Below are 12,621 nucleotides of genomic sequence, written 5' to 3' on the forward strand. Positions count from 1 at the left end.
GACTATTCCTGCACCTCTTGGACAATCAATAAGGCGGCTTCCGCTTGACGAAGGCTAAGCCGAAACCCTCGAACTTTGATTTCTACGGGATCACCGAGGGGAGCTATATGGGTCACGGTAAATTCAGTGCCCGGGGTAAGGCCCATGGCCAATAGCTTCTTTTTATAGGCTCTGAGGTCTGGGGTATCCGTAGCGGCAAAACCTTTGACCTTGCCTGTTTGGTGAAGCTGAAAATCTTTAAGGGTTAAGGGGGCGGTTTGTTCCATGTTGGCAGGGTCTCCCATGACGTTTTCTGGAGCTGTTAACGGCTGATCCGACACTAAAATTTGCTCAGCAATATTCTGGTTGAGGCCAATGCGGGTTTCGCCGATACGAACCACCAAATTTCCAGCGACCATCTGTAAGACTTCAATGGCAGTCCCAGGTGCCAACCCCATGCCGATTAGTTGATTCGTCTTGGCACTGTTTCGATAGCCAACAATCCACAGTTGTTGTGGCGGTTGCATATTTGCCAAACTCTGACAAGAATCAGTAGGGCCATATAGGTTAATCGTCACAACCAGAATTTCCTCAACAAGCGAATCAGAAACGGTCTGCTGACCATTCGTATCAGCAGAAAAAATATAATTTTGAAAAGATCAAAGAATTACTGCTGATCGCAGCAGCAAGCTATGTGAAATTTGATAGCTATTTCTAACTAACTCACAAGCTGTATGGTGAAACGTTAGATTTACGGCTTATTCAATTAATAGAAATTATCAATAAGCTGCTTTTTTGTGTCTACCCCTTTAAGACTGATTTAACAAAGTTATTGCTCGTTAAGACCGTAGAAATGCTTTCACCACAATCAATTCATCTCGGAAAGGGAGTTTTTGGGGTTCTATAACAACAAATAATTTTTTTGATTTAAATCAAAAAATACTCGTTCTACTTAATTCCAAAGTTGCAGCAAACCATATTGATGACTGAAGATAGATCTCAATAGCAGTTCGTAAATAAAAACAGCCTCAGTAGCTCCATGATCTTCGATAATCGCCAAGATGTGCGCAATGTGCTCGTCACAGTCTTGTTTTTAAATGTGACGGTGATGCTCATTAAAGCTGGACTCGGCTGGTGGACTGGGTCCCTTAGCTTATTTGCCGATGCCCTCCATAGCATTACGGATAGTGCCAATAATGTCCTGGGATTGACGATGAATCGATTGGCATCCCCTGAACCGGATCGAGAACATCCCTATGGACATCAGAAATTTGATGCTATCGGCGCATTAGGTATTGCTGCATTTTTAGGAATTGCCTGCTTTGAAATTTTAGAAGGGGCGGTGGGACACCTCTTCAACCATGAGTCTCCCGGGGAGATGTCTCCCCAAGTCTTAGAGCTATTGCTGGTGGTGTTGGGCATCAATATTGTGGTGGCGGTGTACGAACGCCGCGTGGGTGAGCGGGTTGGCAGCAGTATTCTGCTATCGGATGCACAACATACAATGAGCGATATTTGGATAACTGCCATGGTCATGCTTGGCTTAGTTGGCGTGGGGTTTGGCTATCAGTGGGTCGATGTGTTGCTGGCCTTTCCCGTTTGTGTTTTGGTGTTTGCCAGTGGCTAGTCAGTATTGCAGCGCAATTTGCTCTGGTTGGTAGATGAAATGGCCGAGCCATCCATGACGCCGTCATTAATGTGCCAGGGGTATTGAACGCTTCTCGGGGGTTGTTGGGACGACAAGCCTTTATTGAAATGCACCTGGTGGTTGACTCAGATAGCGTTGAAGTGGCCCATAACATCACGGAAGAGGTGGAAGCCATTCTGGAGCAAAAATATGCCCCTGTCCGGGCCACCATTCACATTGAGCCCCGGTCTTATTCCTCCGAACAAATTAGTTTTGGTGAAGTGTCTGCCACAGAGCAAGGCGTCTAATCCGAAGAGTTTGGGGATTGACTTAAGGCTATAAGGCGATCGAAATCAGGCCATCAATATTGATCCCCCTCTGAGACAGCGTTGCGACACAACCCTAGCTATCGATAATGAGTTTTAAGCCATGGACTGGGCAAACAGGAATTTCATCTTCCCGATTCTTGCGATACCAATCCTGGTTGCATTTTTCGACCGGACAGATATATCGAGGACTTTCAACGGAATTCTCGATTCCTGGAAGGGGATAATAAACTCTGAGAGCCTTGAGAATATCTTCAGCAGGATATTGTTCCTCCAGATATAACCGGATCCAATCTTGGGTTGATTCATGCTCTGCTAAAAGATGGGAGAGTTGAGTATGGCTGCCTTGTTTTAGTGAAGACTGGGACAGTAACCCTTCTAGCTGTCTCTCTAGTCGCTGAGCGTTTGGAGCATCAAGAAGTTCTGCTATATATGGCTGGATTGCTATAGCTGCTTTACGGATCTCATCAGGTGAATATTTCATCATTCGTTACTCCCGACAATTATTTGAATTGTTCAGATAGCCTCAACGCTAATGATACTGATCGAGAAGTGGAACTATTCTCCTATGGAAAAGTAGCAAGTGCAGATATTGCCAATCATCTCGTCTTTGGTGGTCTCTTACTAGACTTAGCAATACATAGTAGAGAAATCCCTCGAAACTAGAGCCTGAGTCAAAATTAGATTATTTAAATATTAATTAGCTCTCATAACTTGGAAAAATTTTTCCCAGATAATGCATGGGAGAACAATCCAAGAGACCTAATGTAATGACTGCAACTCAACCTGCTGCAGATACGACTGATCAATATTCCATCTCTCATCAAATCGTCATTGTTGGGGGTGGATCTGCTGGAATTACCGTCGCAGCTCAATTACTAAAGCAAATGCGGTCCCTCGATATTCTCATTATTGAGCCCTCTGAGCAGCATTATTATCAACCCGGATGGACGCTAGTTGGGGGTGGCTGTATTTCCTTTGAGGCCACCGTTCAACCTCAGCAAACCCTTATTCCACAGGATGCAACCTGGCTTCAAGATAAGGTCGTGCAGTTTGATCCTGATCAAAATTGCCTCCACACCCAAAATGGTACTCAGGTAACCTATGACTATCTGGTGGTTTGCCCTGGTATTCAGATCAATTGGAATCAGATCAAAGGGCTCCAAGAGGCGCTAGGCAAAGGAGAGGTATGTAGTAACTATGCTATCGGTGGCGCAACTCACACCTGGGAAACGATTAAACGGTTCCAGGGCGGAAACGCCATTTTCACGTATCCTGCAACCCCCATCAAGTGTGCAGGGGCTCCCCAAAAAATTATGTATCTTGCTGATGAAGCCTTTGGGAAAAACGGCGTTCGAAAGAAAACCCAAATTAGCTATTGCACAGCAACCGGAAAAATCTTTGGCGTTGATGCGTTTGTCCCCGCGTTGATGAAGGTTGTAGAGCGTAAAGGCATTGATCTAAGAACTCAGCATAATTTGACAGAAATTCGTCCAGATCAAAAAGTTGCCCTCTTTGCAGTTAGTAACGGCAACGAAACAGAAACGATCTCTTTGCCCTATGACATGATTCATGTGACACCGCCCATGAGTGCTCCTGATGTGCTCAAGCACAGTCCGCTTGCGGTGGAAGGACCGGGAGGCTGGGTGGATGTGGATAAATTCACAACCCAACATAATCGGTATCCAAATATTTTTAGCTTAGGGGATGCATCCTCGTTGCCCACCTCTAAAACGGCAGCCGCCATTCGCAGAGAAGCCCCTGTACTCGTGCAGAATTTGTTAGCCCATATGAATCAAACCCCATTGATGGGTCAATACAATGGCTATAGTTGTTGCCCCCTCATCACCGGATATGACAAAACGATTCTGGCAGAGTTTGATTATGAGGCTCAACCTTATCCCAGTTTCCCCCTGGATGCGACCAAAGAACGCACGAGTATGTGGTTATTAAAACGCCATGTCTTGCCCTGGGTTTACTGGAATCGGATGCTTAAAGGAAAAGAACATGAGGGCAATTTTATCCGCCGCCTTCTTCCCAATACAGCTTTTGAGTTGAGTAAAAAAGCGTAATTACCGACGGCTATTTCATCAGAGTAGTTGAGTTTTGGTGCCTTGCCTCCAAAAGTCTACGGTATCTATTCGGAGGATTCTGGGGATTGACTTAATGCTGTGAGGCGATCGCGATCCAGTATCGTTACTTTGGGACCTGCGATCGCAATCATGCCATCACTACTCAGTTGATAAAACGCCCGAGACAGGGTCGCTGGAATAGTTCCCAGCCTTGCTGCCAGTTGGCTTTTGGTTAAGTCCAGATAGACCGTATCGCTGGCCGTATCACCCAAACTTAACAGGTAGGTTGCCAAACGCTGCGGCACACTTTTAAATGACAATTGCTCAACCAGTTGGGCCAGATGGCGCAGGTGGCTAGAGAGGCTAATCAACATTTGCACCGCCACATCGGGGTTGTGGTGGAGAAACTCCAGAAACGGGTAGCGCGGGAAAAAAATTAGGTCTGCAGGTTCTAGGGCTGCAGCGGAAGCCGGAAAGGCTTGGCCATCTAAAGCAGGGACATCTGCAAAGTTATCCCCCTCGGTAAAAATATTCAAAATTTGCTCTTTGCCATTGGCAGACATCTGAAAGACTTTGACTCGCCCCGACTTCACCACATAAAATCCCGTCGCTTCTTGGTCTTGGCGGAAGATTTGCTCACCCTTCTTAAAGGATTGAATTTGAGCAATTTGGGTCAGGGCCTGGCGTTGTTCTGCGGATAAGCCGCGAAAAATCACGGTTATCTCCAACCAATCTGCCACGTTAGCGGTGTCTATCATCTACCTACACTCTGCCCTGAATTCCAAGTATGACGAAGGTCCGTTCGTAACCTCCACAACACTTTAGCCCCTGGCTTAGACTCTGCACCTTTTAATTACCAGGACTTAGATTTAAGCATCTTTTAATTGCCTGCTTGACTTAAGTCAAAGAATGAATCAAGTCGAGTCTCTTACAGTGAGAGGCATCTCCTCCAGACCCGCTCAGCATTGGGCGAACCTTGTCCTTAGGGTTCGACTCCTCCCCACTCAAAAGATGGGCTGTTAGGAGCAAAACCATTTTTGGGGATAGCAACGATGGCCAACCCAGCTTTAGATACCACTGTAGCGACGAACTTGCGATCGCGTCGCCCCTCTATGGGCTTACCCGCATGGCTAGCCCTGATTTGTATCGTCACCTTTACCGTTCTACTCACGGCGGGGGCAGCCATTTATAAAAATGCACCGCCCATCCCCGCTCAGATCGTGTCGCCTCAACAGGAAACGATCCTCACTCAGGCGGAGATCCAAACGGGTCAAGAAACCTACCTGGCCCGAGGTGGCCAGCATATTGGCAGCATCTGGGGACATGGCAGCTATCTAGCTCCAGACTGGACCGCAGATGTCCTCCATCGCTGGGGATTAGCCACTGCGGGTGTCCTGTATGACGGTGATCCTGACTTCAGTCAAGCGGATTTTGAGCAATTATCAGAGGTTGACCGCGCCACCCTGATCGTCCAAGTCCAGCAGGATTTTAAGGCCAATCGTTACGATGCTCACTCGGACACCTTGGCCCTCACTTCAGCCCAAACCCAAGGACTGCAAAGGGTCTTTGAAGACTATCAAACCTTGCTCTCCCAAGGATCTTCGATCCACTCCATTCCTAGTGGCTGGTTTCCTGATGAGGGACAAATCCACTCGGTTACTGCCTTTTTTAGCTGGACTGCCTGGGCAGCCTCAGCCAACCGCCCCAATGCTCCCTTCTCTTACACCGCAAACTTTCCCCACGATGATCTGATTGGTAATCAAGCGCCTGGACAATTTCTGATCTGGTCCATTGTGTCAGTGGTGGTCTTAATTGCGGCCATTGCCTTTTTTCTGTTCGTCTACATCATCCAAGAAGATGCAGAAGACGTGCAGCCCGTTGCCATCCGACCCGACATTCGCCTCGCCACCCCCAGCCAAAAAGTGACAACCCTCTTTTTTGGGGTGGCCATGATCCTATTTTTAGTCCAAATCTTGATGGGCATGGTAACCGCCCACTATGCCGTCGAAGGCGATGGTTTTTACGGGGTCCCGATTCAACAATTTATGCCCTATGCCGCCTCCCGAACTTGGCACCTACAGATTGCGGTATTTTGGATTGCCACTTGCTGGTTAGCGGCAGGGCTTTACTTTGGCCCTCGCTTTGGTAAGCATGAACCTAAGTTTCAATCCTGGGGCAATGGCGGACTATTGGCCGCTCTGACCGTGGTTGTCGTCGGTTCTCTGTTAGGCACTTGGGCCGGTGTCCAGGGCTGGCTAGGAGATAAAAGTTTCTGGTTCGGTCACCAAGGCTATGAGTATGTAGAGCTGGGCCGTCTTTGGCAGTTGCTGTTAATTGGTGGCATGGTGTTTTGGCTATGGCTGATGTTCCGAGCCCTGAAACCTGCCCTTAAGGCGGAAGGCAACAAAACGGGACTCAATCATTTCTTCCTGTACAGCGCCATTACCATTCCCTTGTTCTATGCGTCCGGCTTGATGTATTCCAACCATACGCCCTTGAGCATTGCCGAATATTGGCGTTGGTGGGTGGTCCATCTTTGGGTTGAGGGATTCTTTGAAGTGTTTGCCACGGTGGCGATTGCCTACCTTTGCAGCGAACTGGGCTTTCTGAAACGATCGACTGCACTGAAAGCCACCTACCTCACCACGATTCTCTATCTAGGGAGTGGTGTGATTGGCACACTCCACCATCTCTACTTTGCGGGCACCCCGGTCTTTATTACGGCGATGGGGTCTGTAGCCTCGGCTCTAGAGGTGGTCCCTCTTACCCTCATCGGGTTTGAAGTCGTTAAGTCCCTGAAGCTCTCTAAAGAGGCTCAAGGCTTTTATCGGCTACCCCTTAAGTTTTTTATCGCCACTTGTTTCTGGAATCTAGTGGGTGCTGGTGTGTTTGGCTTCCTGATCAATCCACCGATTGTTCTGTACTATTCCCAAGGTCTAAATACAACTCCCATTCATGCCCACTCCGCCCTGTATGGCGTATATGGCTCCCTCGCCATCGCCCTAATGCTATTTGCCTTACGGGAAATCACGCCGGATCATGCCTGGGATGAGAAAAATTTCAACTTCTCCTTTTGGTGGATTAACGGGGGCTTAGTGATCATGATGGTATTTGGCTTGATTCCCAACGGCTTCTATCAACTGGTGCAGTCCATCAACCATGGTACTTGGTATGCCCGCAGCGCAGAGGTCATCAATTCCGCCTGGATGCACTGGACCGTTTGGCTGAGAATTCCTGGCGATATGGTCTTTGCTGTGGGGGCTTTGGTACTGGTGATGAGCGTTGGCCGAGCTGTGATTGCCATTTGGCAACAGCCCACTCAAGCACAACCTTTAAGAGATCCCTAGAAACCTGAAAAACTCAACCCAATAAACATGAGTTGAATCACACTTAAACTCAATCGAAGCAGGAGCAATATGCCAACTTTATTTGACAAACTTGGTGGTTCAGCCGCCGTTGACTTAGCAGTGGACAAGTTTTATGAGCGCGTCTTACAAGATGAGCGCATCAATCACTTTTTTGCTAACACCGATATGGTGAGACAGCGAGCACATCAAAAAGCCTTTCTGACCTACGCTTTTGGCGGCACCGATAAATATGATGGTCGCCATATGCGAGCAGCTCATAATGAGCTAGTAGAGAAACAAGGCTTAAAGGGAGAGCATTTTGACGCCGTAGCGGAGAATCTCATAGCAACTCTTAAAGACATGGGAGTTTCTGAGGAGCTGATGGCAGAAGTCGCAGCGGTAGCAGCAGCCCCTCAACATAAAAAAGATGTCTTGAACCAGTAAAAATCAATGTGCAATGCCCATTCGGCTCATTCTGAAGCATTGCAATGGTCTAAATCTAGGAATCATCTACCGTACCAGGAGAACAACCAATGACTCGTGTTTTAGTTGGCATTTTGGTGTTTTTCATCAATTAAGATCTATGCCAATCGTCCCTATCCCCGGTTTTACGTACTTGAAACCGTTGCCCGTGTCCCCTACTTTTCCTATCTATCCGTTCTCCACTTGTACGAAACGCTAGGCCTCTGGCGTAAGGCGGACTGGCTTAAAATTCACTTTGCCGAATCTTGGAATGAGCTTCATCACCTCCTGATTATGGAATCTCTAGGGGGTGCCGAATTTTGGGGTGATCGCCTCTTGGCCAAAACCACCGCCTTGATTTACTACTGGGTGATTGCGGCATTATACGTAGTTTCTCCCCGCTCGGCCTACCATTTTATGGAGCTAGTGGAAGAGCATGCCTATGCCTCCTACGACAAGTTCTTGCAGTCAGAAGCTGAACACCTCAAAACCCTACCAGCCCCAGACGTCGCGATTCAGTATTACCAAGATGGTGATCTCTACATGTTTGATGAATTCCAAACTGCACATCAAGCAGCAGAACGCCGTCCTCAGGTTGATACACTATATGACGTATTTGTGGCCATCCGCGATGATGAGATGGAACATGTCAAAACAATTTTGGCCTGCCAGCAACCTGAAGCCCAGCAAGCCCTTCTCAGTCCACATACTCCCCCCGCATTGACTACTGAAGATACTCCCGTAGTGTCCTAAGTTTGTTCTTGCTGAAAATCTTGAGTTCCCTCATCTCTTTTTTTGAGCGGTGAGGGATATCGATTATAAACAGTGGACATTGCTCAATTTTCTATCAGGTTCAGGAAGCAGAAACCACGGCGATGCTATTCAAACTCCTAGTTATTCTGCATACATTGGGTGCAACAGTTTGGACGGGTGGGCATTTGGTTCTGGCAGTTACGGTGTTGCCTTTGGCCATGCAAAATCGCGATCCAGATCGCATCCATACCTTTGAAGAGCACTTTGAAGGATTTGGCCTTGCGGCATTGCTGCTTCAGACGATTACTGGGGTGTGGCTGACCTGGATTTATTTCCCCGGCTTCCAGAACTTCTTGGCTTTCCAGTCCTATCTATCGATCTACATTGTCATCAAGCTATCCTTACTTCTGAGCACATTGGCCCTCGCCCTTTATGCTCGCTTTTTTATCATTCCGAAGCTGACCCAAGAGACCTTGAATGAGCTGGCCTTTCACATTATTGGTGTCACTACCCTAGCTGTATTATTCGTGGTGATGGGGGTAGGTATTCGGTTGGGCAGTTTGAGCTAAGTCTGATTGTTATTAATCGCTAAAAGTAATAGAGCCAGGTGAGCCTTCATTCATCCTGGTCACTATACACTGGAAGACATCAAAGTGTACCAGAGGTCATGGTGAGTCATGTCTTATACCAATTCACCTATTAGGTGACTTGTATAGGTAAAGCATCCAAGATGTAAGAATATTCAGTTAATGAAGCCACCACTTTCTTAGAGAGGGTATTGATGTGCTCAAATAAAGCGGTCTCCAGTGCCCCAATGGAGCCAAAGTTTTTGCCCTTGAAAGGCTTTCTCAAGTCCTGCCATAAGCGCTCTACTGGATTGAGTTCTGGACTATGAGACGGTTGTACAATCGACAACACATTCTCAGGCCATCGAATCCAAGTCGCCATATGAGCTGGAGCTTGATCGATTTGCATCAGATTGAGGCTCTGAGGAAACGCTAAGCTGAATTGCTCCAGAAATCGCTCAAAACAAACACTATCGAGATGAGAAAACCGATAGAAGAAACTCTCTCCTGTGAGAGGTTCAACAGCGCCATAGAGCCAGAATGTAAGCACTTAGCTAAAATTAATTACATAATCATCACCGTAGGTTTTCAAAACTCTTTCCACATATTCGACCAAAGATGCCCACCCCCAGTAGGCACTCATTTCAATCCACTGATATTTCATGAATTGCCACAGACGCTCAATCAAATTTAGATGGGGAGAATAGCTTGGCAACTCAACCAAGGTAATTCCCCGTTCGGCCCACTCTGCCTTCATCTCATAGATTGATTGGCTCGTATGGATAGGGGCTTGATCCACCACAATGACGGTGGGCAACTCCACGTCAGCAAAAAAGGTATCAATGCAATGACTGACAACCTCACTGGTGATGGTCTCAGGACTAACGCATTGACATGGACTTTATTGTGTGAGTTGTAGAGATAAAGGTTGTTAACGTTCTACCTCTCTTGCGAATACCCAGTAAGCCTTCAACAGCTCATTGCACCCAAGACTTGTATGTCCGCTATCTCCTGGCTCAACCCAAAGGAGATGGGTGCAGCCATATGGCTGAAATCCTCCAAGATGTCTCTCACGACAGCATCAATCGCTTTTTGCTTCGAGAACGGTATGAACCCAAAGACCTATTTGATTTGCTGGTTGGTAATGGATGGGTTGAGCTTACTGGAGGCATTGTGAGTGCTGATGATACCATCCTCGAAAAACTCTACAGCAACCCCAAGAAAATGGACTTGCTGGGATATTACTGGAGTAGCAAATATAGCAAACCCATTTTAGGAATTCCCTTAATCACCCTGTACTACAGCAGTCCGAATGGCTTGAGAGTCCCCATCAACTATCGAATTTATGACAAACAGGAGGGTAAAACAAAGAATCAATATCTTCAGGAGATGCTCCAAGAAGTTCTGGATTGGGGGCTCCGACCGACGACCTTCACTAGCGATGCTTGGTATGCGTCCAAGGCCAATCTCAATTTACTCAAAGACGTGCAAATGGGATTCCTGGTTGGTGTTGCCAAAAATCGACAGGTGCGAGTGGGCGCTCAGCAGTATCAACGAGTGGATAACCTCATTATTTCAGAACAAGGATTACACGTTCATCTCAAAGGGGTGGGCATCGTCAAGTTTTTTTGCCAGCGGTTCAAAAACGGATCGTGTCGCTATTACCTTCTCTATGCGCCAGACCCGAAAGAGCTAGCTTATGCTGGTAAAGCAGAGTTTGAGCACTTACATACCCTGCACTGGGGTATTGAATGCTTTCATCGTGCAGGTAAACAACTGTGTGGGCTTCAGCGATTTCGGGTGCGTTTGACGGAAGCTGTTCATACCCATGTTTTTTGCGCTCTGAGGGCTTTTGTAGAGCTTGAATTACAAGTCTGGCACCAACAGATAGACAACTGGTATGCCCTCCAGCGTAATTTATATCAGGAGGTTGCGCGACAGTTCATTCTTGAACAACCACTGTTGGGATCAATGGCACTGACTTAAGCTCAATCAAACAGCTAGCTTAGCTTTGAGAGCAGAGCGAGGTTGTCGCATTCGCGGGAAAGATTTGGGTCTGCGTTTGACGACTCTCGGTTCGTGCCGATTCGGTCGAGAGGGTAATAGATCGGCTGCCATGGTCTCAAGTAGATGAGTAAACAACCGCTTTCTGGTCGCACGGTTGGCTGTCGCCAACAAAGCAAGCATCTGATTGAAGTGTTGTCGTGCTCCTTGCACAGACAGTTGAGTTCTAGCATTATCTGCTAGCGGTGCCGCAAGTTCCATGAGACTTCTGAGTAGGTTATAGCCCAACAAATGTACCCAAATGTCCTTGCGCACCATATCCGGAGTTTTGGCACTGAGCATCTCCATTTTTAAGGTGGTTTTGAGATGGCGCAGATTGACTTCCGCCACTGGCCAACGCCAGCCATACAAGCGAGTCAGTTGCCCAGCGCTGTAGCGTTGAGCATCCAGCAGCGTCGTCACCACAATAATGTGCTGGTCGCGAAAGCCCTTAAGGGATAAGCGCAAACACACCTCTCTAACGACCAATGTTTGAGGAATCAGGGCAAAATCTTGCTCACTCATGTGCTCAGGCCGTTGGGCTGGCTTATGCCATGTCACCTGATGATCACCAATGCCATGCTTGTTGCCTTTGCGGAAATCAGTCTTGCGAGCATGATGTTTACGCAACACTCCATCAGCCCTGTGTTGTTGAATGATGGCTAGATCAACATAGCTGCCATAAGCTTGGTCCGCCATGACCACATCACCGACCTCAAGGTCTTGATAGAGCAAACGACTCATGACAATTTCACTGGTGTCCCAGGAGGCAATACAAGCTGACGCCACTGCACCGGTAACCAAGCAGAAGAACACTACCAAGCGAGCGATGGGAAAACCACAGCCTGCTGTTTGATTGCCATGTTGTGGATATGATGCTTGGTTGGCCGCACTATCAGCCATCAACACGGTGGTTCCGTCGTAGACCTTGACGGGCCGACCACACCAGAGGTGCTCTGGGGAGAGGGGTTGCGCTAAGCACTCAGCGCTTTCGGGAATTAAACGTTGCAACAGTGACTCTGGAAAGCGACTTCTGGCTTTGCTGTAGGCTCCGGTATCAGATGAGGGCGGTTGGATGCCAGCCGCTGTGAGCCAAGTCGTGATGCATTTGACTGTGTTACGAAGGCTTTTATCGGCTGATAGCACTTGGTAAAGCATGGCCCACAGCGTAACGATGGGGCTATATATCCGGTTGCGATAGGAGAATGCTTCTTCTTTCAGGAGTTCCTCTAACCTTGAGGCTAGAAGGATATCTGTCCACGGTAAACCCAGGCTTTGGGAAAATTGCTGCTTGAGAATTTCGGCTGACTCAGACATAGTGAAAGGCAGAAGTTTATGGCGTGCAAGTCTTGATCCTATATCTATCAAGACTTGTAGCCTTTTCCTGACTTCTTAAGTCAGTGCCATTGACTGTTGGGATAGCTCTCTTGAACATTGGGTGTAATT

The 12,621-nt window shown here is 47.6% G+C and carries 9 protein-coding genes and 4 pseudogenes; 7 read left to right on the forward strand and 6 right to left on the reverse strand.

Annotated elements, in window-relative coordinates:
* Positions 1–2 precede the first annotated feature (2 nt).
* Positions 3–557, reverse strand: a complete 555-nt coding sequence (locus AM1_RS02060) for a FeoA family protein (protein WP_012161136.1) — start codon at positions 555–557, stop codon at positions 3–5.
* Positions 558–1,018: 461 nt separating this feature from the next.
* On the opposite strand from AM1_RS02060, the pseudogene AM1_RS02065 reads away from it, so the two are divergent.
* Positions 1,019–1,914: pseudogene (locus AM1_RS02065) on the forward strand (cation diffusion facilitator family transporter).
* A 94-nt stretch (positions 1,915–2,008) separates the two neighbouring features.
* Here the strand turns inward: AM1_RS02065 and AM1_RS02070 are convergent.
* Positions 2,009–2,419, reverse strand: a complete 411-nt coding sequence (locus AM1_RS02070; RefSeq protein ID WP_238549141.1) for a hypothetical protein — start codon at positions 2,417–2,419, stop codon at positions 2,009–2,011.
* A gap of 283 nt (positions 2,420–2,702) precedes the next feature.
* On the opposite strand from AM1_RS02070, the gene AM1_RS02075 reads away from it, so the two are divergent.
* On the forward strand, positions 2,703–4,004 hold the full coding sequence (locus AM1_RS02075; protein ID WP_012161139.1) for an NAD(P)/FAD-dependent oxidoreductase: 1,302 nt from the start codon (positions 2,703–2,705) through the stop codon (positions 4,002–4,004).
* Positions 4,005–4,069: 65 nt separating this feature from the next.
* Here the strand turns inward: AM1_RS02075 and AM1_RS02080 are convergent, their stop codons facing one another.
* Complete coding sequence (locus AM1_RS02080) at positions 4,070–4,762, reverse strand: Crp/Fnr family transcriptional regulator (protein WP_012161140.1); 693 nt, start codon at positions 4,760–4,762, stop codon at positions 4,070–4,072.
* 294 nt (positions 4,763–5,056) lie between these two features.
* On the opposite strand from AM1_RS02080, the gene AM1_RS02085 reads away from it, so the two are divergent.
* From AM1_RS02085 to AM1_RS02100, 4 genes and pseudogenes are all read left to right on the forward strand, one after another.
* The gene (locus AM1_RS02085; protein WP_012161141.1) at positions 5,057–7,351 is read left to right on the forward strand and encodes a nitric-oxide reductase large subunit; all 2,295 of its coding nucleotides are present in this window, start codon (positions 5,057–5,059) and stop codon (positions 7,349–7,351) included.
* Positions 7,352–7,420: 69 nt separating this feature from the next.
* Positions 7,421–7,795, forward strand: coding sequence for a group I truncated hemoglobin (locus AM1_RS02090; RefSeq protein ID WP_012161142.1), 375 nt, complete (start codon positions 7,421–7,423; stop codon positions 7,793–7,795).
* 89 nt (positions 7,796–7,884) lie between these two features.
* Positions 7,885–8,566: pseudogene (locus tag AM1_RS02095) on the forward strand (alternative oxidase).
* A 122-nt stretch (positions 8,567–8,688) separates the two neighbouring features.
* Positions 8,689–9,135, forward strand: a complete 447-nt coding sequence (locus tag AM1_RS02100) for a CopD family protein (RefSeq protein ID WP_012161144.1) — start codon at positions 8,689–8,691, stop codon at positions 9,133–9,135.
* Between the two features lie 130 nt (positions 9,136–9,265).
* Here AM1_RS02100 and AM1_RS02105 read toward each other — a convergent pair.
* A pseudogene (locus tag AM1_RS02105) lies at positions 9,266–9,673 on the reverse strand (transposase); the annotation flags it as partial.
* A gap of 9 nt (positions 9,674–9,682) precedes the next feature.
* Positions 9,683–10,015 (reverse strand): annotated as a pseudogene (locus tag AM1_RS02110) (transposase); the annotation flags it as partial.
* Positions 10,016–10,080: 65 nt separating this feature from the next.
* Here AM1_RS02110 and AM1_RS02115 point away from each other — a divergent pair.
* Positions 10,081–11,118 (forward strand): IS701-like element ISAcma42 family transposase, encoded by a 1,038-nt coding sequence (locus AM1_RS02115; protein ID WP_012161146.1) that lies wholly within the window; start codon positions 10,081–10,083, stop codon positions 11,116–11,118.
* Between the two features lie 6 nt (positions 11,119–11,124).
* Here the strand turns inward: AM1_RS02115 and AM1_RS02120 are convergent, their stop codons facing one another.
* A complete protein-coding gene (locus AM1_RS02120) occupies positions 11,125–12,543 on the reverse strand; it encodes an IS4-like element ISAcma16 family transposase (RefSeq protein WP_012161147.1) in 1,419 nt (472 codons plus the stop codon).
* Positions 12,544–12,621: the final 78 nt, after the last annotated feature.

Origin of the sequence: Acaryochloris marina MBIC11017 (assembly GCF_000018105.1) — a bacterium.
GTDB classification, from domain to species: Bacteria; Cyanobacteriota; Cyanobacteriia; order Thermosynechococcales; family Thermosynechococcaceae; genus Acaryochloris; species Acaryochloris marina.